Genomic DNA, 24,161 nt, shown 5'->3' on the forward strand with positions numbered 1-24,161 from the left:
CGGGGCGCAGCCACCGCCTCGGGCGATCAGGGCGCAGCCACCGCCTCGGGCTATCAGGGCGCAGCCACCGCCTCGGGCACTTGGGGCGCAGCCACCGCCTCGGGCGATCAGGGCGCAGCCACCGCCTCGGGCTATCTTGGAATGGTTCAAGGGAAGGCAGGTAATGCCTTGTTCGCCGTTGAGCGCAAAGCTTGGGGTGGCCCGATTGTATCTGTTGCATGCGGCATTGTCGGCAAGGACGGGATTGATCCTGACACTTGGTATCAGGCCAAAGACGGGAAGCTGGTGAAAGGCGGTGCGCTATGACCGCCCCCATCCTTTTCCCGCACTCGATGGACGCCCTGCTTTACCAGCGCCGCGAGACCATCCGTCTGGCCACTTATGCGGTGCAGCAGACCCGGCATCATTTCCGGTTCGCGGCCCGGCTGACGAACTGGCAGCTGCGGCTCAACGCCCGTATCGCGCAGGTGGCGGCATGACCGCCCGGCTCTCCGACTGCGGCACCATCGCCGCCCGCAAGCGCGCATCGCGTGACACGCTGATCGTGGCCCTTGCAGACCATGCCCGTTGTCTCGGGCCGTCGCTGCCTTCCGCAAGCTGGCAATCCGGCATCGTCATCGACCTGGACGCTGCCGAGTGGGTGGACATCACCAGCCCGGCAGCCCTGATCCCGCCCGCGCATATCGCAGCGGCTGAACTGGAACGGGGACGCAAATGACCTACGCATCCACGACAACGCTCCACGCCATCCGCGCGGCAAACCCCTGCACCGATGGCTGGACCAAGTTGCTGTCCACTCTCGGCAAGACCCGCGCCGATGACGAGCCGCTGGACCTGCTGACCGTCTTGGACAGCAATGGCCTGGACGACGCACTTTGGGTGCTGTCCTACGCCATGCCGGATGATCGCTTGGCCCGGCATTTTCAGGCATGGTGCGCGGAACAGGTCGTGCATCATTTTGAGGCCGAGCGACCTGATGACCATCGCGTCCGCAACCAGATCGCCATGCTACGGAGCGATGAAGCTTCCGATGAGGAAAGGGCTGCCGCGAGGGCTGCCGCGTGGGCTGCCGCGTGGGCTGCCGCGAGGGCTGCCGCGAGGGCTGCCGCGTGGGCTGCCGCGTGGGCTGCCGCGAGGGATGCCGCGAGGGATGCCGCGAGGGCTGCCGCGAGGGATGCCGCGAGGGCTGGCGCGAGGGCTGCCGCGTGGGCTGCCCAAGAACGTCAGCTTCGGCTGATGCTGGCGCCCGTGCAGATGGAGGCCGCAGAATGACCCGCCCGACCCCCGAAGAACGCCACGACTGGCGCACCGACCGTCACGGCTTGGACCGCCAGCGCCGCATCGCCATCGCGATGATAGATCTGTGGGTCGGCGTCCTGATCGCCCTGCTTGCTCTGGCTTCGGTCTGGTCCGCTACGGATCGCGCCTATGCCCGTCCTGCCGCTTGTGCGGGGCTGAGTGCTGCGGAATGCGGCGCGGCTGTTGCGGAGGGCCGGTGACATGACCTCCGCAGTTGTCGCCACCTATGCCGACGAAGCCTACGACCCGCTGCGCAACTACCTCAAGGCCATGCAGCACGACGACGACCTGATGGACGGCGCCGAGGTCCAGTGGGCCAAGCAGCTGCTCATGGCGATGGAACGGCAGATCGACGCCACGGCCTCGCTGCTGGACCCGGCGCAATTGGCCGCGATCCGCACCCGCCCGGTCCGGCTGATCCGGGAGGAGGACGCATGATCCGCCTCATCACCGATTGGCTGTCCTACCGCACTCTGCGCCGCCAATGGTCCTATGAGCGCGATACAGGCCAATGGACCCGCAACGTGTGGGTGATCGAACAGGGCACCCACGGCTATCGCGTCCGTCGGCGCTGCGGCCCATGGCTGGTCCGTCGCACCCTGTATGAGGCGATGCAAGCAGCCGCCGAGTGGGACCGCGCCGTCACCAGCACCATTACGCACTCCGCCCGTCACATGATCCCCGAGGAGGACTGACCATGCGCGCTATCGTTTTCGTCCACCGTGACACCGGCCAGCGGCATATTTGCGCCTGTATCCAGCAGATCGCGCTGTTCATGGACAGGGCCGACCGTGACGACTGGATCTGCTGCCAGCATCGCAAGCGGTGGCGGCAATGAAGGACGCCGCCCCCGCGACGGATGAAGCAGCCGTCATGGCGGAAATCTTCGCGGAGATTGAGCGACTGCACGACTACTGGCGCAACTACACCCCGCCCGCCTCGCGCTGGCGCATACCCGAAGGCGCAACCGCAGCCGACACGATCTGCCACACCTGCCGAGGCTTCGGCCACCTGACGGACGTGCACGAATACGGCGACCCCACCCATCCCCCATGCCACCGCTGCGGCGGGACCGGCATCAAGCCATAGCCATCCGCGCGCCCTCCTCCCGCGCGGCACCGCTGCCCCGGCTTTCCTCCTCCCTGGCCGGGGCAGCATCAACCCGACACCGAAAGGATATGACGATGAGCATCTTCTCTTTCCTCAAACGAAAGCCCGGTCCCGCGCCCGTAGTGCAGCCGGTAGTCAGCGGCAACAACGACAGCCGGGCCTCCATCTCGATCAAGGGCGATGAAGCGCAGATCGAGGAAATCCGCAAAGGGCTGGCGTTCATCAGGGACCGTCAGAGGCTGCGGAACCAACCCGACGCGGTGCTTTACCTCATCCGCAAGTATCGGGAACACGTCGAACGGCTGTTGCGCGATGAAGGGATTGTGACGATCAAGCCCGCGAAGCAGCCGCAGGAAATCGTTTCCAAGCAGTCAGCCACATTGCCGCCGCGTCCGCCGATTGGCTTGGCTGGCAAGGATGCAATTCAGCGCCGGATTGAAGTTTGCAATCGCGCTATCACGCAGATCGACAATGAGGGCTACTCGTGGGCCTTGCGCAAGCAGTGGACTGAAACGCTGGAAGCCCTGGACCGCCTGATGATCTTGCTCGATAGCGGGCTTTCCCTTGAGAACCGCGTCAGCCACGGCGTCCTAGTTGATGGAAAGCACTATTATCGGCTCGGCAAGGGGCAGGCAAAAATGCTTGGGAACACACATTTCGTGCCGATGGATGTTCACACGTTCATCGCAACCGTGGGGGCGGCAGCATGACCACTGCCCAACTCGCCCGCCTCACCCTTGACGAGGCCGCAGCCTACGCCCCCGGCGACCCCGACCGCGAATGGCGCGTCCGTGCCGCCTGGAAGCTGCAACAGATCGCTGACGGCATCCCGTGCAGCGAATGGACACCGCCCCCCGCATGGTTCGGGCCGGGCTATCAGAAGGAGGCCGCGTGATGGACTGGCAGAAAGCATCCGTAGAACTGGCGAAGAAGCTGGACCCGTCCGCCGTTCGCCAGCGGTCGCAATCGGGGCAGTCGCTGTCCTATGTGGAAGGCTGGTTCGTCATCGCAGAAGCCAACCGGATCTTCGGCTTCGAAGGCTGGACCCGCGAGACGCTGGACATCCGCTGCGTGGCTGAGCGGGAACGCAAGATCGGCAAGGCCCCCAACCAGCGCGACGGCTGGACCGTGACCTATACTGCCCGCGTCCGAGTGACCGTTGACGGCGTGGTGAGGGATGGCGTCGGCGCCGGTCACGGCATCGGGACTGACCTTGGCGAGTGCCACGAAAGCGCGATCAAGGAAAGTGAGACTGACGCGATGAAAAGGGCGCTGATGACCTTCGGCAACCCGCTTGGCTTGGCCCTCTATGACAAGGCCCGCGAGAACGTAGGCGTCAACGTCGATGACAGCGCCGTCACCGAGGCCGTGGACTGCTTCGCCAAGGCCGACACGCTGGACGCCGCGAACGCCATCTGGCGCGACCTGCCTGCCGATCTGAAAGCCGATGCGCGTGTAATCGACGCCGCCAAGGCAGCGAAGGCCCGGAACAAGCCGCAGGTGGCGGCATGACCGCCCCGGCACTCACCGACGACCGCATCCGTGCTGTCGTCCTTGAACAGTTAGAGCGCGACCCCACGGCCCCTCGGACGCTGTTCATCGACTTCTGCGCACATGCCCTGACGGATGCGCGGGCTACCAGGCAGCAGCTTGAGGATGCGGCGGAAGCTGTGGCCGACTGGTTGGCCCGTGAGCATGTCGAGAGGGGGCGGTGATGGCGACCCTTATCCTTCGCGACCCTTCCCATATCGACGCCCTTGCCAAGCGGCTGTCTGAACGCAAGTTGCCTCTCACTGTCTCATGGGCACAAGGGGCCAGCCTGTCAGGACGCCAACAGAGGCTGTCCTTCCGCTGGTATCAGGACATCAGCCGCCAGCTTGGCGACATGGACGTGGAAACCGTCCGCGCCGACTGCAAGGTCACGCATGGGGTGCCGATCCTGTCCGGTGACAGCGACGGTTTCCGGGACAGCTGGCAGCGCAGCATCGGACGGTTCGACTACGAGGGGCAGCGCGAGATCGTCAAGCGCCTGCAAGTGCCGGTCACGTCCCTGATGAGCGTCAAGCAGATGACGGCCTACCTGGACGCGGTTCATCAGCGATACGCGCCGCAGGGGGTGCGGCTGACTGATCCAGAGGCTCTGAAATACGAGGAAGAATTCGCATGAGCCGGGCTGTTGACGAATGGATCGGCAAGACTGACGATGCCGCTATCCCGCCCCGCGTCCGGCTGCGCATCTTCGAGGCCCATGGCGGCATTTGCCACCTGACAGGCCGGAAGATCCGCGCAGGCGACAAATGGGACTGCGACCACATCATTGCCCTTTGCAACGGCGGCGAACACCGGGAAAGCAACCTTGCCCCTGCAATTCGCGAAGCCCACCGGGCCAAGACCGCCGAGGACGTAGCGCAGCGCGCCAAGGACGACCGAGTGCGCAAGAAGCACCTCGGGATCTGGAAGCCTAAAAGCGTCATGGCTGGATCAAAAGCCAGCAAGTGGAAAAAGCCGCTGCATGGCCCGGCTGTTCCGCGATGACACACCCCGACCCCCGCGCCCGCCTTGTCACGTCGGCGGAGCCTCCCAAACAGCGCGGGCACCTGGGCGGCGGCATATCGCTGTGCTGCCGCCCCTTTTCCACAACCGGCAAGGAGCCGATGAGATGAGCGTCACCACCATACCCACCCTTGGCTTTGCACGCGGGGCAATCGTCCGAGCCAGGGGCGGCGGACCTAATATGTTGGCCGTGCGCGGGTTGGATGATCGCACTGTTGTCGTCGTCTGCGAGAGCGACGAAGGCGGCTCGTTGCGACTGCGCGATCCTGAAACCAGCACGCTAGAGCAGGTTCTGCCTGCCACCACCCCCACAGGTGCCGCATGACCGCGCGCACGGACGGGGGAGCGGACGAACGCGAACCGCTCACCACCTGCGAGGATTGCAGCAAGCCGATCTACGAGGGCGACCAATACCAGCCGGGCGGTGAATGCGACTTCTGCCCGGAACACGCCGCGACCTTGGCCGACATTCTCGACTTCTGGGAACAGGACGTTTCGGACGACTGCGAGTGTCCCGCTTGGTCCGACCAGTTCGACAGCATCGAGGATGCACAAGCCTTCATCGTCAGCCTGCGTGAACAGATTGCGCGCGACGGCGCTGACTTCAAACCCCTTTACACAGCATGAGGCCCGACATGACTGACCGCCCCCGGATCAGCGACGAGGAACTGCTGCGGGAAGCCGAGCGCATTGAGGCTTGCGGCTGGCATCCTGACCATTCGCAGAACCAGATCGCCCGCGCGCTTCGGGAACTGTCCGCTCTCCGCACCCGTGAGGCGGAGACGCAGGCGGAGATCGCTGACCTCAAGACCAGCGTGATCGCGTTCGGCGCACTTTGGGCTGCGCAATACGCCAAGGATCGCGGACTGCCGGACGGGCATCTGATCGCCGGTCACTACGACATTCTGGAAAAGGCAGGGGCGCGCATGGACAGCTTCACCCGCGCCGCCCTGTCCCAGCCTACCGGGGAGGGATCGGCATGACCTGGCGCGAGGAAGCAGCCTTGATCATCGCGCACGCCACCCGCGCCTTGCCAGCCGACGCGCCCCTGCACGAGCGCAAGCGCGTTGTCGACGCGGCCCGCCCGCTTGGCTGGATGTGCGCAAGCTGGCCCAAGAAAGCATGGCAGGCCGCCCGCCGCGATTACCTAGTGAGGTTCGGATACCAGCCCAAGACCAAGAAGGCGAAGCAACAGGCCGCTGAGGGGCTGCCGCTGTTTGATGGGGGATCGGCATGAGCGACACCGTGAACGGGACGATTAAGCCGCTTTTGGCGCTTGCGGACCGGATCGAACAGGCAAACGAGCAGCCCATCCGTATTGGGGTATCTGCCGCCGCCGCAATCCGGTCCTGTATCGCCACCCCTGCCAATGCCACGGATACGGCTGGGCTGGTGGCGGAACAAGTGCGCCGTGCCTATGCGAACTTGGAACATGGGGACGAGTTCACCGCTGCTGATTTGCGGGCAATATTGACCGACCATGCCGCGCTACGTGCGGACTTGGACCAGGGTGCGCGAGATTATTGCGATCTGATGGTCAGGCATGATGCGCATTTCGTGTCATGGCAATCTGCCAAGCGCCGCGCCGAAGCCGCCGAATCCCGCTGCGACCGACTGCAAGCGGAGCTGGCGCGGGCGAAAGGTCTTCTGCGCGAAGGCTGCAACTTGTTGGCCGATGAACATGAGGCCCTCAGGAACAGCATAACAATGCCGGACGGGGAATTGCTTTCCGATAACCCTTTGGATGCATGGGCCATTGAAAAGATTGAGGCAATGGATGACTGGATCGGTCGCGCAGGCCGCGCCGCCCTCACCGACAGCCAGAAGGAGACGCGCCATGACTGACACCCGCACCCTGCGCGAACAGGCCCTTGCTGCGCTTGCAGCCTATGACCGCGCCAACCCCATGCGAACCGCAGACTGGCATGGGGATGATTGCGACTGCTTCCGCTGCGAAATGGACCGGCTGCGCACCATCCTCGACGCCCACGCCCCCGCACAACCAGAGCAAGCGGATGCGGTGAGGGAGGCGGCGCTCTACGTCTGCCGGACCTGCCGTCGCGCCGATCCCAACTGGCAGCTTTGCAACCACCCAGCCTGCGCCGATGGACGCTGAACCCATGACCGATGCACCTAAACCTGAAACGCGTGAAGCCTATGCTGTAGTCGGGAACACCGACCGAACGGAAGGCCGGGGCCAGCAGATCGTCCTGCATATCTGCCGCATACCCGCGACGGCATACCGACTAGCGAAAGGTCAAGGCGTCATGGGCAGCGATGCGTGGGTGACGCGCTGCGATCTGGTCAAGCACGGCACTGCTTGGTTCGGCCCCATCACGGTAGTTGAGCCGACTATGGAGGACGAAAACACCCAAGAGCGCATGGACGAGGAAGAAGCGGCCATTGAGGAAGCGCGCAACCTTGGTCTGACAGATGCTCAGATCGCCGCAATCAGGAGGTCGAAGCCATGACCACCCCCGACAAGCAAGCGCCCGAGCGGATCGACACGTCGCGGGAGAATATCGAGCGCATCTACTGGCTGGTCGCAGAAAGCAAGGCAGGCAGGGAAGTCCGCACCGAAGCCCTGCGGCTAATTACTGCCCTATCAGCCGAACGTGACCTTGCCTCCGCACAGACAGCCGCAGCCTGGATCGCGGGCTATTCAGACGGCTGGCGTGACCGCGAGGAGAATAACGCTTGGCAATGCGACGGACCGCCCGCCGATCTGCAAGCCGCTCTTGACGCCCTGATCGCAGAGCGGGTGCGGGAGGCGTTCATCGGTATGGCAGCAGAAATCGAGGACGAGGAACGCGAAGCGGCGTCATGGGGCGGGCCAGATCCGAGAGGGATAAACGCGGCGCAGGTTAACCTAGGCTTTGCGCAGAAGTTGCGCGCCCGTGCCAGCAAGGAGGGCCGCTGAATGGCTGACGAACGGTTCGGCAAGCGCCGCGTTCCGAAGATGTATGCCCAGATCAACGAACTGCGGCAGGCTATAGCCGCAGAGGCAACGCCACGCATCCAGGCGGCTTGGGATAAGGTCGAGGAACACATCGACTATGTTTATCAGGAAGTCGCCCGCGCAGCAGAAAGGGGGAAGTGAGATGCCAGCACCCAAGCCAACAGAAGCCGCTGTCGCCCGCGCTGTCAATGGCGTGCGGAAGGCAGGGCTTGAGGTGATGGGCGTCGAGTTTCATCCCGGCGGGATATTCAGAGTGCTTGCCTGGCAGCCGCATCACGACATACCGTCCACAGAAAACGAGGTGGACGAATGGGACCGTGCATCAGGGATGGGGTCGTAACGCTCGTGGGGATCAGGACCGTCCAGAGGCGAGGCAAGACCTATCGGTATTTCCAGACCAAGGGAATGCCGCTGGTGAGACTGCCGGATCTGCCAATGGATCACCCGGATTTTCTGCGCGCCTATGCCGAGGCCAAGAAGACCAAGCCTGTCAAGGGGGCGCCCGCCGCCGGATCGTTCGCCGGGCTGGTCCGTTCGGCGCTGGCGTCCAAGGACTTTCGGGAGAAGCAGCCAGCCACCCGCGCCATGTTCCAGCGCCATTGCGACGACCTGCTGAAAGACTTCGGCAAACTGTCAGCACGCGGCCTGCGGTCTAAGCATATCAGGGCCAACCTGCCCAAAGCGGCATCCGAAGGCCACAGGCTGCGGACCTGGCGCTTTCTGTGCAGCTACGGCGTCCGCGTGGGCCTGCTGGAACGCAACGAAGCGGCAGACGTGGATATGCCCAAGCCCGGCAAGACCGAAGGGCACCCGATCTGGACGACTGGCGAGATTGAGAAGTTCCGCGCCCGCTGGCCGATGGGTTCTGCCACGCGCGCCGCCTTCGAATTGCTGCGGTTCAGCGGATCGCGGATCAGCGATGCCGTGCGGCTTGGGCCGGGGATGATCGCGCGCGATGGGGTTCTGTCCTACCGGCAGGTAAAGACCGGCGGCATGGCGCATGTGCCGTGGACCTGCCCGCTGCCAGACTTTGCCGTTCATCTGGCGGCGGATCGGGCGATGATGCACGAGGCGCTGAAAGCCTTGGCCGGGCAGATGACGTTCCTGGATGCCAAGGGCAAGGCGCGGTCGGAGAAGTCGCTAGGCACGATGATTCGAGAAGCTGCGAGGGATGCCGGGGTTCCGAAGTCGTCTCACGGGCTGCGGAAGGCGCTGGCAACCGAACTGGCCGAGGGCGGCGCTACCCCCCATCAGATCGCCGCGTGGACGGGTCACGAGACGCTGAAAGAGGTGGATCACTACACCAAGGCAGCCGACCGCCGCAGGGCCGTCAGGGGAACGGAACGCGACGGGAACGGTGGAAAACACCCCGGACAGGGTTGGAAAACCGGAGAATAGCTTTGCGAAATCAAGCGTTTGGAGGTATAATGGCGGACAGTGAGGGATTCGAACCCTCGAGACGGTTCCCCGCCTACACACTTTCCAGGCGTGCGCCTTCGACCACTCGGCCAACTGTCCGTGGGCGCGGTCTAGCTTGTGTCCGCGCCGGGCGCAAGTCAGAGCTTCGAGATACGCTGTTGAAGTTCTGCCAATTGGCGCCGGATTTCCGCCATGTCCTCGCCGCTCTCGTCCTCGGGGGCGGGGCGCTGCCGGGTTTTGCGGGCTGACGCGGCCTCGGCCGTCTGTTCCGGCGCCTCGAGATCGGTGGGCTCGGGGCCCGAGGAGCCGGTCCAGCCCCCCATCAACGCCTTGAGAAAGGCCTGCTGCTGGCGGTGCATGGCGTCGAACCCCGGGACGCGGGCCATGGGATTCGGCATGACCGCCATGTTTTCCATCAGCTTTGACTGGCTTTCGCGCAGCATCTCGAAACTGGCGGCCAGGAACTGCGGCACCACCGACTGCGCGCTGGTCGTGTAGCTGCGCACCAGATCGGTCAGCACGGCGATGGGCAGGACGTTTTCGCCCCGCCCCTCGTGTTCGGCGATGATCTGCAACAGGTATTGCCGCGTCAGGTCGTCTCCGGACTTCAGGTCGATGATCTTGACCTCGCGCCCGTCGCGGATAAAGGCGGCGATGTCCTCCAGGGTCACGTAGTCGCTGGTTTCGGTGTTGTAAAGCCGCCTGCTGGCATAACGCTTGATCAGCAGCGGCTTGGATGTTCCGGCCATGTCGGACCTCGGGCAAACGGTTTCCGACATGATGGGTGCTGCATGCGCAAAAGGCAAAGAAAATTCTGCGCCTGCCAAGGGGCTGTCCCGCGCGCATGAAAAAAGGGGCGCTGACGCGCCCCTTTCCACGAACATTGTCCGGCAGGATTACTTCGCGGCGACGGTGGTCGAGGCGGCCGCGGCCTTTTTCACGGCGATCTGATTGTCGCGCGCGACGTTTTCGGCGACGGTGCGGGCCTCGGCGGCAACGTCCTTGCCGGCGGTCAGCATCAGGTCAACGGTGTCCATCTGGACCTTTTTCGCCACTTCGGCAAAGGCGGCCATGTGCTCGGCCGCGACTTCGGCGGAAGCCGAGGCGAAATCGCTCAGCGACTTGGCGTAATCCGAGGGTTCCTGCTTGACGACGGCCAGCTCGCCCATGCGGGCAATGGTGTCCTTGGCCCAACGGGCCGAAATGTCGGTCGAGCGTTCGGCGGCGCTCAGCGCGACCCGGGCCAGTTTCTCGCCCAGAACGCCCTGCGATTTGACGGCTTCTTGGAACGACGAGGTGTCAACCGGGAAGTTGGCCATCATGTCTTGAAAGGTCTTTGCGAAATCGGGGGTCTTTGCCATGTCAGTCACTCCTGTCAGCGCAGCGGAAGGAAGAGATTCGATGAGAGAGGTTTCCGCAGCTAAAGCCATTCTCGTGACGACAATATGAATGCTGCACCGCAGCATTGCAAGGATTTTGCTGCTGCGGCGCAGAAATTTTTAGCGTGCCGGACGGGGCGGATGGGCAGATCGGGGTAACCTGCTGTTATGGCCCGTCCTTTGTTCCGGGGTCATGCGGCCCTTTCATGGACATAGGTGCCGGGCGCGGGGGCTAGGCCCGGACCGGGGTCGCGCGCAGGCACCATCGGCCCCGCCCGTTCGGCCAGCCATTCGCCCCAACGCGGCCACCAGCTTCCCTCGGCGAAGGAAGACGATTCCTTCCAGGCATGATGGTCCTTGCTGAAATCGCGGCTGCCCATGTAGTGGCCGTATTTCTTCTTGGACGGCGGATTGACGATGCCCGCGATATGGCCGGATTCCGACAGGATAAAGGTCTTGTCGTCTGATCCCATCCGCGCGACGCCGCGCCAGCTGTCCTTCCAGGGCGCGATGTGGTCCGTTTCGCAGGTGATCGCGCACAAGGGCGCCGTTACGTCCGAGATGTGCAGGGTGTGTCCCATCAGGTCGAAGCCGCCTTCGACAAAGGCGTTCTGCTGGCACAGCCTGCGCAGATACTGCATTGTCATCCTGCCGGGCAGGTTCGTGCTGTCGCCGTTCCAGAACAGCAGGTCGAAGGCCGGTGGCGTTTCGCCCATCATGTAGCTGCGGATGGCCGGTCCCCAGACCAGGTCGTTGGGGCGCAGAAAGCTCATGGTGCGCGACATCAGCCTGGCGCGCAGCAGGCCGTGGCGGCTGACCTCGTCGGCGATGCCGCTGACGATGTCGTCCTGAAGAAAGCTGACGAATTCGCCCTGGTCCGAGAAGTCGGTCAGCGTCGTGAACAGCGTGGCGGAATTCACGCGGTCGTCTTTCCGCTGCTTCAGCAGCGCCAGCGTCAGCGACAGAACGGTTCCGCCGATGCAATAGCCCACGACGTTCAGCTTGGGTTGCGCGGTCAGGTCGCGCACCTTGTCCATCGCCTCCAGATAGGCCGACACATAGTCTTCAAGCCCGACATCGGCATAGCTGGCATCGGGGTTCTTCCAGCTGACCACGAACAGCGTGTGCCCCTGTTCGACCAGCCACTTGACCAGGCTGTTCTGGGGTTTCAGATCCAGGATGTAGAACTTGTTGATCCAGGGCGGGAAGATCAGCAAGGGCATCTGGTGCACCTGACCGGTCGCGGGCTTGTACTGGATCAGTTCGAAAAGCGGGTTTCGGTGGACGACCGACCCTTCCGAGGTGCCCACGTTCTCGCCCACGGCAAAGGCCTCGCGGTCGGCCAGCGACACCACGATGTCGCCGCCGTTCATTTCCACGTCGCGGACCAGGTTCTCCAGTCCCCGGACCAGGCTTTCGCCCTCGGTCTCGATGGCGCGCTCCAGGGCGTCGGGATTGGTGGCCAGGAAATTGGTGGGCGCCATCATGTCCACGATCTGATTGGTCAGCCAGCCGATGCGGCGGCGGGCGGTGTCGTCGGGCAGTTGCAGGTTCTGCGCGGCGTCCTTCAGCGCCTTGGCGTTGATCAGGTATTGGCGCTTGACGAAGTTGAAATAGGGATGGCTTTGCCACAGCGGATTGGCGAAACGCTTGTCGGCGGGGGCCTCGTCTTCGGGGATGCCGTCCTGACGGCGCGTCAGCATCATCTGCGCGTTGGCATAGTTCTTCAGCGTCTCGCCCCAATAGTTGACCTGGTTTTCCAGGACGCGGCCCGGCTGTTCGGACAGGGTCTTCATCCAGGCATTGGCGGCGGTCATGAACAGTTCAGGCCCCGGCGCCTCGATCCCGCGGTTGGGCAGGGGCCGCGACGACAGCGCGGCCATGAGGCGCTGGCCCAGGGCCTCGATCCGCTCGATGTTCTCGGCCAGCTTCTTCGCGGTCGAAGGCGAAGACCCCCGGGCCATCGCCTCGGCCATGACTTCGGATGCGCGGCCGTCGCCGGCCACGGTCGAGGCCGCCTGGTGCAGCTGGACCTGCGGCGCGGCAACGGCGGGCGCGGGTTCGGATGCCGGGTCTGCGGGGGGCGCTGATTCCATCGGGGCGGGTTCCGCGGCCTGGGGCCTTGCGCTTTTCTTGCCCGGACGCCGGGCGGCCCGCGCCTTAGGCTTTTCAGACGCTTCCGCCTTGGCCGACGCTGCAACGTCCTTGCCGCCGTTCGATCCTGCGCTGCTTGCCATGATCCCGGTTCCCCCCTTATACCTGAGAGGATGATATGCGCAGGGCAGGCGTTGCGCAAATGCGGTTGGAACCTATTTGCCGCCCCTTTGCTTCCTGTGATGCCGCAGCCGCGAAAGGATGGCCCAGTTGACGATCAAGGGTATCAAGGGCATCGTGTCCTATGACGCTATGGAAACCATTCGGAACACGAACGAATGGATGGGCGCCTCGGCCCGGGCCATCGCCTCTTATCCGATCTTCGCGCTGAACCCGCACCCGATCTTCAAGCTGATGAGCGCGTGGGGCCGCGTCACCGAACGCAGTTTCGCCCGCATGGTTATCAAGCCGGATTGGGAAATCCCGCCGATCGCGGGCGACCAGGGCCAGGACCACATCGTCTATGTCGAACCCGTGATGAAGCGGCCCTTCGGCGACCTGCTGCATTTCCGGGTGGCGCGCCGCGAGGTGCTGCCCCGCAAGGTTCTGCTGATCGCGCCCATGTCGGGCCATTATGCGACGCTGATGCGCTCGACCGTGACATCGCTTCTGCCCGACTGCGAGGTCTACGTGACCGACTGGCACAACGCCCGCGACATCCCCGTCAGCGAGGGCAAGTTCGACATCGAGGATTACACCCAGTATCTGGTCGATTTCATCCGCCACATGGGCCCGGACACCAATGTCATCGCGGTGTGCCAGCCCGCGCCCCTTGCCCTGGCCGCGACCGCCATCCTGGCCGAGGACGACCCCGGCTCGCAGCCGCGCACGCTGACGCTGATCGGCGGCCCGGTCGATCCCGACGCGGCCGCGACCGAGGTGACGGATTTCGGCAACCGCATGACCATGGGCGAGCTGGAGCATCTTGTCATCCAGTCCGTCGGCTTCAAGTACCGCGGCGCCGGGCGGATGGTTTATCCAGGCCTTGCGCAGCTGGCCTCGTTCATCGCCATGAACGCCGAAACCCATGCCCGGGCCTTCACCGACAAGATCTGGGCCGAGGCGCGTGGCTCGGGGTCGGAAGGCGACCGGCACAACAAGTTCTATGACGAATACCTGGCGGTCATGGACATGACGGCGGAATTCTATCTTTCCACCGTCGAGCGGATCTTCAAGAACCTTGAGATCGCGCAGAACCGCTTTGTCGTGAACGGCCGTCCGGTCGACATCGGCAAGATCACCGACGTGGCGATCATGACGGTCGAGGGCGCGAACGACGACATCTCGGCCCCCGGGCAATGCGTGGCGGCGCTGGATCTGTGCACGGGCGTTTCCGCGGACCGCAAGCAGCAGCACCTGGAGCCCGGCGCGGGCCATTACGGCATTTTCGCAGGCAAGTCCTGGCGGCTGAACATCCGCCCGCTGGTGCTGGATTTCATCGACGAACACATGTCCGTGCCCGATTCGATCAAGCCGAAAAAGCGCCGCGCGCGCGGCGGCGTGGCGGCGGATTGCGGCGTCACCGACCCGATCGGCGACAGCGGCAAGATCGCCGTCTGAAGCAACCGCCGCCGGTTGTTCCCGGATCAGCGCAGCCTGGCGATCCAGTCGGCGATCGCCGGCACAAGGTCGCGGGTCAGGCCGGGCGACAAGGCCTCGCCCGCGATCACATGGGCGTCGGGATCGTCCCTCGGGCCCGGCGCCACCTTCAGGACCGTCGCGCCGCCGCCCCATTCGGCGGCGATCCGGGCGCTGGCCCGGTGGTCGATGATCCGGTCCGCATCGGACCAGATGAACAGCGCAGGCGCCTTTGCCGCGCGATAACCGCCTTGCCGGGCCTGCCGCAACACGGCCCCGACCGCCAGCAGCGCCGAGGCAGGATAGCAGCTTGTCCACCCTGCCCGGTGCAGGTCGTTGCGGGTGACGAAGCACCGCTTCGGGTCGCCCGCCAGCCGCAGGATGGTCCGCGCAAAGGGCAGGTCCAGCATCCAGGCATCCCGCGCCCGCAGCGCGAAGTTGGGCGAGACCAGGACAACCCCGTCCACTGCCGCGCCCATCTGCGGATCGCGCGCGGCAAAGGCGGCCAGGGTCGCGCCCGTGGACATTCCCAGCACAACCACGCGGCGGCCCGTCTGCCGCGCAGCCGCCAGCCCTTGGGCCAGATCGCGCCACCAATCCCCGGCGCGGGCGGCGGCCAGATCCGCCCCGCCCTGCCCGTGCCCGGTCAACCGGATCGCCAGCAGGTTCGCGCCAAGCCGCCGCGCCAGATCCTCGGGCAAGGGGCGAAGTTCGGCCGGGCTGGCGGAAAAGCCGTGAATGTAAAGGATCGCCAGATCGGTGGCCTGCCCCGGCTGACCCGCCCATTGCAGATAAGACGCGACCTCGGGCCTGACCCCCGCGTCCCGGGCCGCCAGCCATGCGGCTGGATCGGCGGGCAGATCGACCGCGATCGGGGCAGTCCGCAGCCTGTCGCGCGGACCCAAGATCCACAACAGGAACAGCGCGGCAGCCAGCGCAAGCGCCAGCTTAAGCCAGAACATCGTCGATGGATTGCGCGATCAGCCGCAGGCATTCGGGCGACGAAAAGCGGTGATCGGCGCCCTTGACCAGCGTCAGCCTGATGTCGCTGCCCGTCACGTGATCCAGCAGCCGCATGGCCCATTCGACCGGCACATCCGCATCCGCCGTGCCTTGCAGGAACCGCGCCGGAAAAGGCAGCGGCAGGGGCTGGTTCATCACCAGATGGTCGCGCCCGTCCTCGATCAGGCGGCGGGTGATGACATAGGGCTGGTCGGCATACTCGCTGGGCAACTCGATCCGCCCCGCACGGGCCAAGGCCTGCCGCTGCGTCTCGCCGAACCCCGCCCAGAACCCTTGTTCCGTGAAATCCGGCGCGGCGGCGATGGTGACAAGCCCCGCCACCCGCTGCGGCAGCGTCCGCGCGACCAGCAGCGCGATCCAGCCGCCCATCGAGGATCCGACCAGCACCTGCGGTCCGTCGGTCAGCGTCTCGATCACGTGGCGGGCGTCCTCGAACCAGTCGCCGATGCAGCCTTCCTCGAACACGCCGCTGCTGTCGCCATGGCCCGAATAGTCGAAGCGCAGAAAGGCGCGGCCCCGCTCGCGCGCCCAGTCGTGCAGCCAGGCGGCCTTGGTCCCGGTCATGTCGGACTTGAACCCGCCCAGGAACACCACGCCCGGACCCCGCCCGGCGCTGCGCTGGAATGCGATGCGCCGCCCGGCGGGGGTTTCCAGATATTCGCTCATGTCCGGCCTTTCACTGTCGTGCCGCTTATCTTGACAGTTTTCCCGCCCCGGTCCAAGGAAGGCCGCACATAACCCGCAACCGGGCGTTCCGTGGGCGCCAAACCGACGAGGAGGACGTTTTGTCCCAGATTTCCCTGACCTTTCCCGATGGCCACTCGCGCGACTATCCCGCCGGCGTCACCGCCGCGGCGGTCGCCGAAAGCATCGCGCCCAGCCTGGCCAAGCGCGCGATCTCGGCCAGCCTGGACGGGCGGCATATCGACCTGGCATGGCCCATCGACGCATCGGGCGCGATCAGCATCCACACGATGAAGGACGACGCGCCCGCGCTGGAACTGATCCGCCACGACTTCGCCCATGTCATGGCCCGCGCCGTGCAGGAGTTGTGGCCCGACGTGAAGGTCACCATCGGACCGGTGCGCGATCACGGCTGGTTCTACGACTTCGACCGGGCCGAACCCTTCACGCCCGAGGATCTGGGCCGCATCGAGGCGAAGATGAAGCAGATCATCGCGCTGCGCGAACCCGTCCGCACCGAGGTCTGGGACCGCGACCGCGCCATCGCCCACTACAAGGAGCGCAACGAGCCGTTCAAGGTCGAGCTGATCGACCGCATCCCCGAGGGCGAGCCGCTGCGGATGTACTGGCACGGGCCTTGGCAGGATCTGTGCCGCGGCCCGCATTTGCAGAATCTGGGCCAACTGCCCGCCGACGCCTTCAAGCTGACCCATATCGCCGGGGCCTATTGGCTGGGCGACAGCAGCCGCCCCATGCTGCAACGCATCTATGGCGTGGCCTTCCGCAGCCGCGACGAACTGAAAGCCCATCTGACCATGCTGGAGGAGGCCGCCAAGCGCGACCACCGCAAGCTGGGCCGCGAGATGGACCTGTTCCACATGCAGGAGGAGGCGCCGGGCCAGGTCTTCTGGCACCCGAACGGCTGGAACATCTACACGACCTTGCAGGACTACATGCGCCGCAAGCAGCGCGCCGACGGCTATGTCGAGGTGAACACCCCCCAGGTCGTCAGCCGCACCCTGTGGGAAGCGTCGGGCCACTGGGAAAACTATCAGGAGAACATGTTCATCGTCGAGGTGGACGAGGAACACGCCAAGACCAAGACCGTCAACGCGCTGAAGCCGATGAACTGCCCCTGCCACGTGCAGGTCTTCAACCATGGCCTGAAATCCTATCGCGACCTGCCGCTGCGCATGGCCGAGTTCGGATCCTGCAACCGCTACGAGCCCTCGGGCGCGCTGCACGGGATCATGCGGGTGCGCGGCTTCACCCAGGACGACGCGCATATCTTCTGCACCGAGGACCAGATCGAGTCCGAGACCAAGAAGTTCATCGACTTCCTGTCGGGGATTTACGCCGACCTGGGCTTCGATGGCTGGCGTATCAAGCTGTCCACCCGCCCGGAAAAGCGCATCGGGTCCGAGGAAAGCTGGGACCGGGCCGAGACCGCGCTTGGCAACGCCTGCAAGGCGGCGGGCCACGACTTCGCCGTCTTTCCCGGCGAAGGCGCCTTTTACGGCCCCAAGCTGGAATTCGTGCTGACCGACGCCATCGGCCGCGACTGGCAATGCGGCACGCTCCAGGTGGATCCGAACCTGCCGGAACGTCTTGACGCGGAATATGTGGGTTCCGACGGCGCCAAGCACCGCCCGATCATGCTGCACCGGGCGGTTTTGGGCAGCTTCGAACGCTTCATCGGCATCCTGATCGAAAACAGCGCGGGCAAGCTGCCCTTCTGGCTGGCCCCCCGGCAGGTGGTCGTGGCCTCGATCGTGTCGGACGCCGACGCCTATGTGGCCGAGGTGGTCGAAACCCTGCGCGCCGCGGGCATCCGGGCCGAGGCGGATACGCGGAACGAAAAGATCAACTACAAGGTCCGCGAACATTCCGTCGCGAAAGTGCCGGCGATTCTTGCCATTGGCATGAAAGAGGTAGAAGATCGCACCGTATCGCTTCGGCGCCTGGACCAACAGGGTTCACGCTTGTTACCGTTAACCGAAGCTGTCGCCGTTCTGAAAGACGAAGCCACGCCGCCCGACCTGCGCTGAATCGCGTCAATCTTGCGGGTTCTCGCGTGCGGACGCTTGTTCGCGCGCGTTTCCCGCTTGCCTTTTTTAACGATTCGGTCATCCTCTCAACTGCGTGAGCGAATGCCTTTCTACCGCCTCCCTTCATGGGCAGCCGGAAGTTCGAAAGCGGGCTGCACGGCCTGGCGCAATCCTGCGTCGGGATGACTTGAAGGAGAGAACGGTTATGGCGACCGGAACGGTGAAATGGTTCAACGCCACCAAAGGCTATGGCTTTATTGCCCCCGATGACGGCGGCAAGGACATCTTCGTCCACATCTCGGCCGTGGAACGCGCCGGGCTGACGGGCCTGAAGGACAACCAGAAGATCGCATACGAGTTGCAGTCCGGCCGCGATGGCCGCGCCTCGGCCAGCGATCTGAAGCTGCTCTGATCCAGCTTTCGAACGGTTGCGAAACGGCCCGCTTGCGGGCCGTTTTCCGTTTGCGGCCGTTCCTTGCCAGAAAGAACCCGCATGATCCCGCTCGACATCTTCGCGGACCCCGTCTGCCCCTGGTGCCTGATCGGCAAGGCCGAACTGGACCGCGCCCTGGAAAGCCGCCCGTCCCATCCGTTCCAGATCGCCTGGCATCCGTTCCGGCTGAACCCGGGGATGCCCCGGGGCGGCGCCGACCGGATCGCCCACCTGCACGCCAAGCTGGGCGACCGGGCCGAAGAGGCCTTTCGCGCCGTGGCGCAGCGGGCCGCCGCGCTTGGCCTGACCCTGAACCCGTCGCCGGTCGAGCCCGCCACCACCGATGCACACCGGCTGATGCACTGGGCCGGGCTTGAAGGCGCGCAGACGCGGGTCATGTCGGGCCTGTTGCGCGCCCACTGGCAGGAAGCCCGCGACATCGGAAACGCCGCCGAACTGGCGCGCATCGCGGCTGCGGCGGGAATGGACGCGGACCTGGTGGCCCGCCTGCTGGCCAGCGATGCCGACCGGGCCGAGATCGCCGCGCGCGAACAGCACGCGCGCGAACGCGGCATCGGCTCGGTCCCGACGTTCATCCTGGCCGACCGGCATGTCCTGGGCGGCGCGCAGCCCGCCAGCCTCTGGCAGCAGGTGATCGACGAACTGGCGGGCGATGCGTCGAACTAACTTGCACACTGTGCAACATTCGGTTATAGGCCAGGCTTGACCGAAAGGCCTTCCTCATGTCCATGACCTTGTCCGACGCAAGCGCATCGCAGCGTCGCTTGCCCCTGCCCGAATTCGTGGCGATGCTGGCCTTCCTGTTCGCCACCGTCGCCTTTTCCATCGACGCGATGCTGCCCGCCCTGCCCGACATCGCGGCCCAGCTGACGCCCGACAACGTCAACCGCGCCCAGTTGATCCTGACCGCATTCATGGCGGGCATGGGTCTTGGCACGCTGTTCGCCGGCCCCTTGTCCGACGCCATGGGCCGCAAGCCCGCGATCTTCCTGGGCACGGGCATCTACATCGCCGCGACCGTCGCCGCGATCTTTTCCCAATCCATCGAGTTCCTGTTGGCTGCCCGCTTTCTCCAGGGCCTCGGCGCATCCGCCCCGCGCATCGTCGGCATGGCACTGATCCGCGATCTGTATTCGGGCCGCGAGATGGCGCGCATTTCCAGCTTCGTGATGATGGTCTTCATCATGATCCCGGCGCTGGCGCCCTCCATTGGCGCGGGCATCATCGCGTTTTCGGGGTGGCACGGCGTGTTCCTGGCCTTTGTCGTGTTCGCGCTGATCGGAGCCAGCTGGCTTGGCCTGCGCCAGGCCGAGACGCTGCCGCCGTCCGAACGCAGGCCGCTGCGCCTTGCCACCCTCAGCGCCGCCGCGCGCGAGGTGCTGGCGAACCGTCAGGTCATGCTCTGCACGCTGGTTCTAACGCTGGGCTTCGGCCAGATGTTCGCGCTGCTGTCCTCGGCCCAGCAGCTGTTCGGCGAAGCCTACGGCAAGGGCGACAACTTCCCCGCCTGGTTCGCGCTGATGGCGATCCTGTCGGGGGCGGGGACGCTGTTGAACGCGACCTTTGTGATGCGCTTCGGAATGCGGCGGATTGCCAAATGGGCCTATGTCATGCAGACCGTCGTGTCCGCCGTCATGCTGGCGCTGATCCTGACGGACGCCCTGCCCGCGCCCTTCCGCTTTCCGGCTTTCTTCTTCTGGGCCGTCAGCGTCTTCTTCATGGCGGGCGTGACCTTCGGCAACCTGAACGCGCTGGCGCTGCAACGCATGGGCCATATCGCGGGCATGGCCGCATCCATCATCGCGGCGCTGTCCACCATCGCCGCCACGCTGATCGCGGCGCCGGTCGGTCTGCTTTACAACGGCACGCCCGTTCCGGCGATGACGGCGACGCTGATCTGCTCAGCCCTCGCCTGGATCCTGATGGGCCGGCTGCGCGACTGACAGGTCCGCCGGGCGCGACCGGCGGGCGACGAAACGCGCGTTGGCAAGGTCGTTCTCCAGATGCGCGGCAACCTGGCCCGCATCCTTTCCATAACCCAGCCAGCGTGCGGTCAGGCGCCGTTCCAGTTCCGCCTCGGGCACGTCGAGCCAGACCGTCAGGTCGTAGCGCAGCCGGTTCCAAGGAGCGGCGTCCACCAGCAGATAGTTGCCCTCGATCACCACGACCCGATGATCGGGGGCGACCACCCCCGCCCCGGCCACGGCCAGTTCACGACCGCGGTCGAAGACGGGAAAAACCACCTCGGTCCGCGGCACCGCCAGCCGCTCGACCAGCGCGGCAAAGCCTTCGGCGTCGAAGGTCTCGACAGCCCCCTTTCGGGCACGCAAACCACGCGCTTCCAGCACGCGGTCGTCCAGGTGAAACCCGTCCATCGGCACCAGGACGGCATCGTCAAGCTGCGCCACCAAGGCTTCGGCCAGCGTGGACTTTCCCGATCCCGGCGCGCCTGCCACGGCAACCAGCATCCGCGCACCCTCCGGCGCGCGGATCCGGGCCAGCAGCCCTTGGCCTTCTTCTTTGTCGAAATACCCTGGGGGGAGTCCGAAGGACGGGGGGCAAGGCCCCCCTTTGCCGTCCGTCATGCCGCCACGGCCTCGGACGGCACGCGCGCCCCGGTCATGTAGGCCACCGCATCCGACATCGTGTGTTCCTTGGGATCGATGACGCAAAGCCTGCGCCCGAGGCGATGGATGTGGATCCGGTCGGCCACCTCGAACACATGGGGCATGTTGTGGCTGATCAGCACGATGGGGATCCCGCGCGACCGCACGTCCAGGATCAGATCCAGCACCCGGCGGCTTTCCTTGACGCCAAGCGCCGCGGTCGGCTCGTCCAGGATGATGACCCGGCTGCCGAAGGCTGCCGCCCGCGCCACCGCCACGCCCTGGCGCTGGCCGCCCGACAGCGTCTCGACCGGCTGGCCGATGTTCTGGATGGTCATCAGACCCAGTTCCGACAGCTTTTGCCGGGAAAAGGCGTCCATCGCCGGCTTGTCCAACATGCCGAACCACTTGCCCATGAACCCCGGTCTCTGGATTTCCCGGCCCATGAACATGTTGTCGGAAATCGACAAGGCGGGCGACAAGGCCAGGGTCTGATAAACCGTCTCGATCCCGGCCTTGCGCGCCTCGAGCGGGCTGGCGAAGCTGACGGGCTTGCCGTCCAGCCGGATCTCGCCCTCGTCGGGCTGCACGGCGCCCGAGATGGCCTTGATCAGGCTGGACTTGCCCGCGCCGTTGTCGCCGATCACGGCGAGGATCTCGCCCGGATACAGGTCGAAGTCGGCGTGGTCCATCGCGGTCACGCGGCCATAGCGCTTGACCAGGTTGCGGGCGGAAAGAAGCGGCTCGGTCATGACGAAATCTTCCTGATCCATTGGTCGATGGCGACGGCGACGATGATCAGCCAGCCGGTCGCGAAAAGCTGCCACAGCACGTCCACGCCGGCCAGCCGCAGCCCCGAGTTGAAGACGCCCACGATCAGCGCCCCGATCAGCGGACCCAGGATCGACCCGCGCCCCCCGAACAGCGAGATGCCGCCGATCACCACGGCGGTGATGGATTCCAGGTTCGCCTCGAAGAACGAGGTCGGGCTGACAGACCCCACGCGGCCGATGGACGACCAGGCGGCCAAGGCGCAGATGATGCCCGCGACCACATAGACCGACATCAGCACCCGCTTGGTCTGGATGCCGGCCAGGGCCGCGGCCTCGGGGTCGTCGCCCACGGCATAGACCCGGCGCCCCCAGGCGGTCTGGTAAAGCGCATACCAAAGCACCGCAAAGACGATCACCATCAGCACGACGCCATAGGTCAGCACCGCCCCGCCCAGGTTGAAGCGTTCGCCGAAGAACTTCAGCAACGGCGCCTCGGCGTCCAGCGTCTGGCTGCGGATCGTCTCGCGGTTGGACAGGTAATAATTCAACGCAAGGAAGATATTCCACGTGCCCAGCGTCGTGATGAAGGGCGGCAGCTTCAGCCGCGTGACAAGCGTGCCGTTCAGCGCCCCCGTCGCGGCCCCCACGGCCAGCCCCACCAGGATCGAGATCGGCACCGGAATCCCGAACTCGACCGACAGCCTGCCCATGATGACGGACACCATCACCATGACCGCGCCGACCGACAAGTCGATGCCCGCCGTCAACACCACCAGCGACTGCGCGGCGGCCAGGGTGCCGACCACGGCGACCTGTTGCAGGATCAGCGACAGGTTGAAGGCGGAAAAGAAGTTGGGCGCGATCAGCCCGAAGGCCCCCACCGACAGCACCAGCACGATGACCGGAACCATGGTGGGATAACGGTGCAGGAAGTGCTGCAACCGGTCAAGCGCGCCGCGCGAATGGTGATCAAAGCTGGCGACCGTCTCGGACGGGTTGCGCGCGACCACGGGGTCGGGGGTGTCGGACATCGGGCCCTCCGCTGTTCAGGAAAGGGCGGCGGCACGACGCCGCCGCCCGGATGGTCAGGTCAGCCCCAGCACTGGGCCAGGCCTTCCTCGACGCTGATCGAGGGCACGCCTTCGACCGGCTGGTCCGTGACCAGGTTCACGCCGGTATCGGTGAAATCCAGCCCCTCGGTCGGCTGCGGCTTGGTGCCGTCCTTGGCAAAGGCGGCGATCGCCTCGATCCCCATGGAGGCCATCTTCAGCGGATACTGCTGCGAGGTCGCGCCGATCACGCCCGCCTTGACGTTTTCCACGCCCGGGCAGCCGCCATCGACCGACACAATGGTCACGTTGCCTTCCATGCCAAAGGATTTCAGCGCCTCGTAGGCGCCGGCGGCGGCGGGTTCGTTGATGGTGTAGACCAGGTTGATCGCCGGATCCTTCTGCATCAGGGCCTCCATCGCCTGGCGGCCGCCTTCCTCGTTGCCCGAGGTCACGTCATGGCCGACGATGCGCGGGTCGTCCTCGTCCCCGATGACGTTCTCGTCCTTCACGTCGATGCCGAAGCCTGCCAGAAAGCCCTGGTCGCGCAGCACATCGACCGAGGGCGCGCTGGCCGACAGGTCCAGCATGGCGATCTTGGCGTCCTTCGCGCCTTCTCCCATCTTGCCCGCCGCCCAGGCCCCGATCAGGCGGCCCGCCTCGCGGTTGTCGGTGGCGAAGGTCGCGTCCGCCGCGTCGATCGGGTCAAGCGGCGTGTCCAGCGCGATCACCAGGATGCCGGCGTCGCGCGCCTGCTTGACCGATTCCGTGATGGCCTTGGTGTCGGACGCGGTGATCAGAATGCCCTTCACGCCCGCCGCGATGCAGCTTTCCACGGCCTGCTGCTGGGTTTCATGGTCGCCGTCGATCTTGCCCGCAAAGCTCATCAATTCGATGCCAAGCTCCTCGGCCTTGGCGGTCGCGCCTTCCTTCATCTTCACGAAGAACGGGTTGATGTCCGTTTTGGTGATAATGCAGGCCTTGACGGGATCCTGCGCGCTGGCAAACCCCGCCGACAGCGCCAGAACCGATGCCGCCAGCGACAGGCGCAGCGAAGATTGAACGATCATGCT

39 protein-coding genes and 1 tRNA gene are annotated in these 24,161 nt (G+C 65.3%); 30 read left to right on the forward strand and 10 right to left on the reverse strand.

Features of this window, described 5'->3' with window-relative positions; genetic code table 11:
• The 25 genes from ACFOM8_RS02175 to ACFOM8_RS02295 all read left to right on the forward strand — a co-directional run.
• On the forward strand, window positions 1–306 hold a 306-nt coding region (locus tag ACFOM8_RS02175; RefSeq protein ID WP_377758880.1), incomplete at its 5' end, for a hypothetical protein.
• Window positions 303–479, forward strand: coding sequence for a hypothetical protein (locus ACFOM8_RS02180; RefSeq protein ID WP_377758882.1), 177 nt, complete (start codon window positions 303–305; stop codon window positions 477–479). The genes ACFOM8_RS02175 and ACFOM8_RS02180, both read left to right, overlap by 4 nt.
• The gene (locus tag ACFOM8_RS02185) at window positions 476–718 is read left to right on the forward strand and encodes a hypothetical protein (RefSeq protein ID WP_377758884.1); all 243 of its coding nucleotides are present in this window, start codon (window positions 476–478) and stop codon (window positions 716–718) included. Before ACFOM8_RS02180 ends, ACFOM8_RS02185 begins: the two co-directional genes overlap by 4 nt.
• Window positions 715–1,272, forward strand: a complete 558-nt coding sequence (locus ACFOM8_RS23095; protein WP_449301485.1) for a hypothetical protein — start codon at window positions 715–717, stop codon at window positions 1,270–1,272. The genes ACFOM8_RS02185 and ACFOM8_RS23095 overlap by 4 nt, the downstream gene beginning before the upstream one ends.
• Window positions 1,269–1,499, forward strand: coding sequence for a hypothetical protein (locus ACFOM8_RS02195; RefSeq protein WP_377758885.1), 231 nt, complete (start codon window positions 1,269–1,271; stop codon window positions 1,497–1,499). The genes ACFOM8_RS23095 and ACFOM8_RS02195 overlap by 4 nt, the downstream gene beginning before the upstream one ends.
• A 1-nt stretch (window position 1,500) precedes the next feature.
• Entirely contained in the window at window positions 1,501–1,737 is a 237-nt protein-coding gene (locus ACFOM8_RS02200; protein WP_377758887.1) for a hypothetical protein, read from the forward strand.
• Window positions 1,734–1,994: a hypothetical protein gene (locus ACFOM8_RS02205; protein WP_377758889.1), complete on the forward strand. Its 261-nt coding sequence runs from the start codon at window positions 1,734–1,736 to the stop codon at window positions 1,992–1,994. The genes ACFOM8_RS02200 and ACFOM8_RS02205 overlap by 4 nt, the downstream gene beginning before the upstream one ends.
• Before the next feature lie 2 nt (window positions 1,995–1,996).
• On the forward strand, window positions 1,997–2,137 hold the full coding sequence (locus ACFOM8_RS02210; protein ID WP_377758891.1) for a hypothetical protein: 141 nt from the start codon (window positions 1,997–1,999) through the stop codon (window positions 2,135–2,137).
• Window positions 2,134–2,388 carry a hypothetical protein gene (locus ACFOM8_RS02215; RefSeq protein WP_377758893.1) on the forward strand — a complete coding sequence of 85 codons (255 nt, stop codon included), beginning with the start codon at window positions 2,134–2,136 and terminating at the stop codon, window positions 2,386–2,388. Before ACFOM8_RS02210 ends, ACFOM8_RS02215 begins: the two co-directional genes overlap by 4 nt.
• Before the next feature lie 95 nt (window positions 2,389–2,483).
• Entirely contained in the window at window positions 2,484–3,119 is a 636-nt protein-coding gene (locus tag ACFOM8_RS02220) for a hypothetical protein (protein WP_377758895.1), read from the forward strand.
• On the forward strand, window positions 3,116–3,304 hold the full coding sequence (locus tag ACFOM8_RS02225) for a hypothetical protein (protein ID WP_377758897.1): 189 nt from the start codon (window positions 3,116–3,118) through the stop codon (window positions 3,302–3,304). The genes ACFOM8_RS02220 and ACFOM8_RS02225 overlap by 4 nt, the downstream gene beginning before the upstream one ends.
• Complete coding sequence (locus ACFOM8_RS02230; protein WP_377758899.1) at window positions 3,304–3,921, forward strand: RAD52 family DNA repair protein; 618 nt, start codon at window positions 3,304–3,306, stop codon at window positions 3,919–3,921. Before ACFOM8_RS02225 ends, ACFOM8_RS02230 begins: the two co-directional genes overlap by 1 nt.
• Window positions 3,918–4,124 carry a hypothetical protein gene (locus tag ACFOM8_RS02235; protein ID WP_377758901.1) on the forward strand — a complete coding sequence of 69 codons (207 nt, stop codon included), beginning with the start codon at window positions 3,918–3,920 and terminating at the stop codon, window positions 4,122–4,124. Before ACFOM8_RS02230 ends, ACFOM8_RS02235 begins: the two co-directional genes overlap by 4 nt.
• On the forward strand, window positions 4,124–4,576 hold the full coding sequence (locus ACFOM8_RS02240) for a hypothetical protein (protein ID WP_377758903.1): 453 nt from the start codon (window positions 4,124–4,126) through the stop codon (window positions 4,574–4,576). Before ACFOM8_RS02235 ends, ACFOM8_RS02240 begins: the two co-directional genes overlap by 1 nt.
• Window positions 4,573–4,944, forward strand: coding sequence for an HNH endonuclease (locus ACFOM8_RS02245; RefSeq protein WP_377758905.1), 372 nt, complete (start codon window positions 4,573–4,575; stop codon window positions 4,942–4,944). The genes ACFOM8_RS02240 and ACFOM8_RS02245 overlap by 4 nt, the downstream gene beginning before the upstream one ends.
• Before the next feature lie 124 nt (window positions 4,945–5,068).
• Window positions 5,069–5,287, forward strand: a complete 219-nt coding sequence (locus tag ACFOM8_RS02250) for a hypothetical protein (RefSeq protein WP_377758907.1) — start codon at window positions 5,069–5,071, stop codon at window positions 5,285–5,287.
• Window positions 5,284–5,589 carry a hypothetical protein gene (locus ACFOM8_RS02255; RefSeq protein WP_377758909.1) on the forward strand — a complete coding sequence of 102 codons (306 nt, stop codon included), beginning with the start codon at window positions 5,284–5,286 and terminating at the stop codon, window positions 5,587–5,589. The genes ACFOM8_RS02250 and ACFOM8_RS02255 overlap by 4 nt, the downstream gene beginning before the upstream one ends.
• Window positions 5,590–5,597: 8 nt before the next feature.
• Window positions 5,598–5,945: a hypothetical protein gene (locus ACFOM8_RS02260; RefSeq protein ID WP_377758910.1), complete on the forward strand. Its 348-nt coding sequence runs from the start codon at window positions 5,598–5,600 to the stop codon at window positions 5,943–5,945.
• Entirely contained in the window at window positions 5,942–6,199 is a 258-nt protein-coding gene (locus ACFOM8_RS02265) for a hypothetical protein (RefSeq protein ID WP_377758912.1), read from the forward strand. Before ACFOM8_RS02260 ends, ACFOM8_RS02265 begins: the two co-directional genes overlap by 4 nt.
• Entirely contained in the window at window positions 6,196–6,807 is a 612-nt protein-coding gene (locus ACFOM8_RS02270; protein WP_377758914.1) for a hypothetical protein, read from the forward strand. Before ACFOM8_RS02265 ends, ACFOM8_RS02270 begins: the two co-directional genes overlap by 4 nt.
• Entirely contained in the window at window positions 6,800–7,078 is a 279-nt protein-coding gene (locus ACFOM8_RS02275; protein ID WP_377758916.1) for a hypothetical protein, read from the forward strand. The genes ACFOM8_RS02270 and ACFOM8_RS02275 overlap by 8 nt, the downstream gene beginning before the upstream one ends.
• Before the next feature lie 4 nt (window positions 7,079–7,082).
• A complete protein-coding gene (locus ACFOM8_RS02280) occupies window positions 7,083–7,433 on the forward strand; it encodes a hypothetical protein (RefSeq protein ID WP_377758918.1) in 351 nt (116 codons plus the stop codon).
• Complete coding sequence (locus ACFOM8_RS02285) at window positions 7,430–7,882, forward strand: hypothetical protein (RefSeq protein ID WP_377758920.1); 453 nt, start codon at window positions 7,430–7,432, stop codon at window positions 7,880–7,882. The genes ACFOM8_RS02280 and ACFOM8_RS02285 overlap by 4 nt, the downstream gene beginning before the upstream one ends.
• A complete protein-coding gene (locus ACFOM8_RS02290; RefSeq protein WP_377758922.1) occupies window positions 7,883–8,062 on the forward strand; it encodes a hypothetical protein in 180 nt (59 codons plus the stop codon).
• A 264-nt stretch (window positions 8,063–8,326) separates the two neighbouring features.
• On the forward strand, window positions 8,327–9,319 hold the full coding sequence (locus ACFOM8_RS02295) for a tyrosine-type recombinase/integrase (RefSeq protein WP_377758923.1): 993 nt from the start codon (window positions 8,327–8,329) through the stop codon (window positions 9,317–9,319).
• Between the two features lie 30 nt (window positions 9,320–9,349).
• Here the strand turns inward: ACFOM8_RS02295 and ACFOM8_RS02300 are convergent.
• From ACFOM8_RS02300 to phaC, 4 genes are all read right to left on the reverse strand, one after another.
• Window positions 9,350–9,439, reverse strand: a tRNA-Ser gene (locus ACFOM8_RS02300).
• 38 nt (window positions 9,440–9,477) lie between these two features.
• Window positions 9,478–10,089: a polyhydroxyalkanoate synthesis repressor PhaR gene (gene phaR / locus ACFOM8_RS02305; RefSeq protein ID WP_377758925.1), complete on the reverse strand. Its 612-nt coding sequence runs from the start codon at window positions 10,087–10,089 to the stop codon at window positions 9,478–9,480.
• A gap of 147 nt (window positions 10,090–10,236) precedes the next feature.
• Window positions 10,237–10,701 (reverse strand): Phasin, encoded by a 465-nt coding sequence (locus ACFOM8_RS02310; protein WP_377758927.1) that lies wholly within the window; start codon window positions 10,699–10,701, stop codon window positions 10,237–10,239.
• A gap of 209 nt (window positions 10,702–10,910) precedes the next feature.
• A complete protein-coding gene (gene phaC, locus ACFOM8_RS02315) occupies window positions 10,911–12,815 on the reverse strand; it encodes a class I poly(R)-hydroxyalkanoic acid synthase (protein ID WP_377758929.1) in 1,905 nt (634 codons plus the stop codon).
• Window positions 12,816–13,098: 283 nt separating this feature from the next.
• Between phaC and phaZ the strand changes: the two genes are divergently transcribed.
• Complete coding sequence (phaZ, locus tag ACFOM8_RS02320) at window positions 13,099–14,433, forward strand: polyhydroxyalkanoate depolymerase (RefSeq protein ID WP_377759175.1); 1,335 nt, start codon at window positions 13,099–13,101, stop codon at window positions 14,431–14,433.
• A gap of 26 nt (window positions 14,434–14,459) precedes the next feature.
• On the opposite strand, the gene ACFOM8_RS02325 is transcribed toward phaZ, so the two are convergent.
• Window positions 14,460–15,413, reverse strand: a complete 954-nt coding sequence (locus ACFOM8_RS02325) for an alpha/beta hydrolase (RefSeq protein WP_377758931.1) — start codon at window positions 15,411–15,413, stop codon at window positions 14,460–14,462.
• Window positions 15,400–16,140, reverse strand: a complete 741-nt coding sequence (locus ACFOM8_RS02330) for an alpha/beta hydrolase (RefSeq protein WP_377758932.1) — start codon at window positions 16,138–16,140, stop codon at window positions 15,400–15,402. Before ACFOM8_RS02330 ends, ACFOM8_RS02325 begins: the two co-directional genes overlap by 14 nt.
• Window positions 16,141–16,259: 119 nt before the next feature.
• Between ACFOM8_RS02330 and thrS the strand changes: the two genes are divergently transcribed.
• The 4 genes from thrS (at window position 16,260) to ACFOM8_RS02350 (ending at window position 20,603) form a co-directional block, all read left to right on the forward strand.
• On the forward strand, window positions 16,260–18,206 hold the full coding sequence (thrS, locus tag ACFOM8_RS02335) for a threonine--tRNA ligase (RefSeq protein WP_377758934.1): 1,947 nt from the start codon (window positions 16,260–16,262) through the stop codon (window positions 18,204–18,206).
• 205 nt (window positions 18,207–18,411) lie between these two features.
• Entirely contained in the window at window positions 18,412–18,618 is a 207-nt protein-coding gene (locus ACFOM8_RS02340) for a cold-shock protein (protein ID WP_089388183.1), read from the forward strand.
• 81 nt (window positions 18,619–18,699) lie between these two features.
• Window positions 18,700–19,326 carry a DsbA family oxidoreductase gene (locus ACFOM8_RS02345; protein WP_377758936.1) on the forward strand — a complete coding sequence of 209 codons (627 nt, stop codon included), beginning with the start codon at window positions 18,700–18,702 and terminating at the stop codon, window positions 19,324–19,326.
• Between the two features lie 56 nt (window positions 19,327–19,382).
• Window positions 19,383–20,603, forward strand: a complete 1,221-nt coding sequence (locus ACFOM8_RS02350) for a multidrug effflux MFS transporter (protein ID WP_377758938.1) — start codon at window positions 19,383–19,385, stop codon at window positions 20,601–20,603.
• Here ACFOM8_RS02350 and ACFOM8_RS02355 read toward each other — a convergent pair.
• From ACFOM8_RS02355 to ACFOM8_RS02370, 4 genes are all read right to left on the reverse strand, one after another.
• A complete protein-coding gene (locus tag ACFOM8_RS02355) occupies window positions 20,562–21,128 on the reverse strand; it encodes a nucleoside/nucleotide kinase family protein (RefSeq protein WP_377758940.1) in 567 nt (188 codons plus the stop codon). The genes ACFOM8_RS02350 and ACFOM8_RS02355 overlap by 42 nt on opposite strands.
• Before the next feature lie 113 nt (window positions 21,129–21,241).
• Window positions 21,242–22,018, reverse strand: coding sequence for an ATP-binding cassette domain-containing protein (locus ACFOM8_RS02360; protein ID WP_377758942.1), 777 nt, complete (start codon window positions 22,016–22,018; stop codon window positions 21,242–21,244).
• Window positions 22,015–23,070 carry an ABC transporter permease gene (locus tag ACFOM8_RS02365; RefSeq protein ID WP_377758944.1) on the reverse strand — a complete coding sequence of 352 codons (1,056 nt, stop codon included), beginning with the start codon at window positions 23,068–23,070 and terminating at the stop codon, window positions 22,015–22,017. Before ACFOM8_RS02365 ends, ACFOM8_RS02360 begins: the two co-directional genes overlap by 4 nt.
• A 59-nt stretch (window positions 23,071–23,129) precedes the next feature.
• A complete protein-coding gene (locus ACFOM8_RS02370) occupies window positions 23,130–24,158 on the reverse strand; it encodes a sugar ABC transporter substrate-binding protein (protein ID WP_377758946.1) in 1,029 nt (342 codons plus the stop codon).
• Window positions 24,159–24,161 lie beyond the last annotated feature (3 nt).

The sequence above is a fragment of the Paracoccus angustae genome (assembly GCF_042648745.1).
In the GTDB taxonomy this organism is placed as follows: domain Bacteria; phylum Pseudomonadota; class Alphaproteobacteria; order Rhodobacterales; family Rhodobacteraceae; genus Paracoccus; species Paracoccus angustae.

Bases quoted from the DNA above. Each gene is read 5' to 3' on its own strand.
- ACFOM8_RS02180 (WP_377758882.1), top strand. From the start codon at position 303: ATGACCGCCCCCATCCTTTTCCCGCACTCGATGGACGCCCTGCTTTAC.
- ACFOM8_RS02185 (WP_377758884.1), top strand. From the start codon at position 476: ATGACCGCCCGGCTCTCCGACTGCGGCACCATCGCCGCCCGCAAGCGC.
- ACFOM8_RS23095 (WP_449301485.1), top strand. From the start codon at position 715: ATGACCTACGCATCCACGACAACGCTCCACGCCATCCGCGCGGCAAAC.
- ACFOM8_RS02195 (WP_377758885.1), top strand. From the start codon at position 1,269: ATGACCCGCCCGACCCCCGAAGAACGCCACGACTGGCGCACCGACCGT.
- ACFOM8_RS02200 (WP_377758887.1), top strand. From the start codon at position 1,501: ATGACCTCCGCAGTTGTCGCCACCTATGCCGACGAAGCCTACGACCCG.
- ACFOM8_RS02205 (WP_377758889.1), top strand. From the start codon at position 1,734: ATGATCCGCCTCATCACCGATTGGCTGTCCTACCGCACTCTGCGCCGC.
- ACFOM8_RS02210 (WP_377758891.1), top strand. From the start codon at position 1,997: ATGCGCGCTATCGTTTTCGTCCACCGTGACACCGGCCAGCGGCATATT.
- ACFOM8_RS02215 (WP_377758893.1), top strand. From the start codon at position 2,134: ATGAAGGACGCCGCCCCCGCGACGGATGAAGCAGCCGTCATGGCGGAA.
- ACFOM8_RS02220 (WP_377758895.1), top strand. From the start codon at position 2,484: ATGAGCATCTTCTCTTTCCTCAAACGAAAGCCCGGTCCCGCGCCCGTA.
- ACFOM8_RS02225 (WP_377758897.1), top strand. From the start codon at position 3,116: ATGACCACTGCCCAACTCGCCCGCCTCACCCTTGACGAGGCCGCAGCC.
- ACFOM8_RS02230 (WP_377758899.1), top strand. From the start codon at position 3,304: ATGGACTGGCAGAAAGCATCCGTAGAACTGGCGAAGAAGCTGGACCCG.
- ACFOM8_RS02235 (WP_377758901.1), top strand. From the start codon at position 3,918: ATGACCGCCCCGGCACTCACCGACGACCGCATCCGTGCTGTCGTCCTT.
- ACFOM8_RS02240 (WP_377758903.1), top strand. From the start codon at position 4,124: ATGGCGACCCTTATCCTTCGCGACCCTTCCCATATCGACGCCCTTGCC.
- ACFOM8_RS02245 (WP_377758905.1), top strand. From the start codon at position 4,573: ATGAGCCGGGCTGTTGACGAATGGATCGGCAAGACTGACGATGCCGCT.
- ACFOM8_RS02250 (WP_377758907.1), top strand. From the start codon at position 5,069: ATGAGCGTCACCACCATACCCACCCTTGGCTTTGCACGCGGGGCAATC.
- ACFOM8_RS02255 (WP_377758909.1), top strand. From the start codon at position 5,284: ATGACCGCGCGCACGGACGGGGGAGCGGACGAACGCGAACCGCTCACC.
- ACFOM8_RS02260 (WP_377758910.1), top strand. From the start codon at position 5,598: ATGACTGACCGCCCCCGGATCAGCGACGAGGAACTGCTGCGGGAAGCC.
- ACFOM8_RS02265 (WP_377758912.1), top strand. From the start codon at position 5,942: ATGACCTGGCGCGAGGAAGCAGCCTTGATCATCGCGCACGCCACCCGC.
- ACFOM8_RS02270 (WP_377758914.1), top strand. From the start codon at position 6,196: ATGAGCGACACCGTGAACGGGACGATTAAGCCGCTTTTGGCGCTTGCG.
- ACFOM8_RS02275 (WP_377758916.1), top strand. From the start codon at position 6,800: ATGACTGACACCCGCACCCTGCGCGAACAGGCCCTTGCTGCGCTTGCA.
- ACFOM8_RS02280 (WP_377758918.1), top strand. From the start codon at position 7,083: ATGACCGATGCACCTAAACCTGAAACGCGTGAAGCCTATGCTGTAGTC.
- ACFOM8_RS02285 (WP_377758920.1), top strand. From the start codon at position 7,430: ATGACCACCCCCGACAAGCAAGCGCCCGAGCGGATCGACACGTCGCGG.
- ACFOM8_RS02290 (WP_377758922.1), top strand. From the start codon at position 7,883: ATGGCTGACGAACGGTTCGGCAAGCGCCGCGTTCCGAAGATGTATGCC.
- ACFOM8_RS02295 (WP_377758923.1), top strand. From the start codon at position 8,327: ATGCCGCTGGTGAGACTGCCGGATCTGCCAATGGATCACCCGGATTTT.
- phaR (WP_377758925.1), bottom strand. From the start codon at position 10,089: ATGGCCGGAACATCCAAGCCGCTGCTGATCAAGCGTTATGCCAGCAGG.
- ACFOM8_RS02310 (WP_377758927.1), bottom strand. From the start codon at position 10,701: ATGGCAAAGACCCCCGATTTCGCAAAGACCTTTCAAGACATGATGGCC.
- phaC (WP_377758929.1), bottom strand. From the start codon at position 12,815: ATGGAATCAGCGCCCCCCGCAGACCCGGCATCCGAACCCGCGCCCGCC.
- ACFOM8_RS02325 (WP_377758931.1), bottom strand. From the start codon at position 15,413: ATGTTCTGGCTTAAGCTGGCGCTTGCGCTGGCTGCCGCGCTGTTCCTG.
- ACFOM8_RS02330 (WP_377758932.1), bottom strand. From the start codon at position 16,140: ATGAGCGAATATCTGGAAACCCCCGCCGGGCGGCGCATCGCATTCCAG.
- ACFOM8_RS02340 (WP_089388183.1), top strand. From the start codon at position 18,412: ATGGCGACCGGAACGGTGAAATGGTTCAACGCCACCAAAGGCTATGGC.
- ACFOM8_RS02345 (WP_377758936.1), top strand. From the start codon at position 18,700: ATGATCCCGCTCGACATCTTCGCGGACCCCGTCTGCCCCTGGTGCCTG.
- ACFOM8_RS02350 (WP_377758938.1), top strand. From the start codon at position 19,383: ATGTCCATGACCTTGTCCGACGCAAGCGCATCGCAGCGTCGCTTGCCC.
- ACFOM8_RS02355 (WP_377758940.1), bottom strand. From the start codon at position 21,128: ATGCTGGTTGCCGTGGCAGGCGCGCCGGGATCGGGAAAGTCCACGCTG.
- ACFOM8_RS02360 (WP_377758942.1), bottom strand. From the start codon at position 22,018: ATGACCGAGCCGCTTCTTTCCGCCCGCAACCTGGTCAAGCGCTATGGC.
- ACFOM8_RS02365 (WP_377758944.1), bottom strand. From the start codon at position 23,070: ATGTCCGACACCCCCGACCCCGTGGTCGCGCGCAACCCGTCCGAGACG.
- ACFOM8_RS02370 (WP_377758946.1), bottom strand. From the start codon at position 24,158: ATGATCGTTCAATCTTCGCTGCGCCTGTCGCTGGCGGCATCGGTTCTG.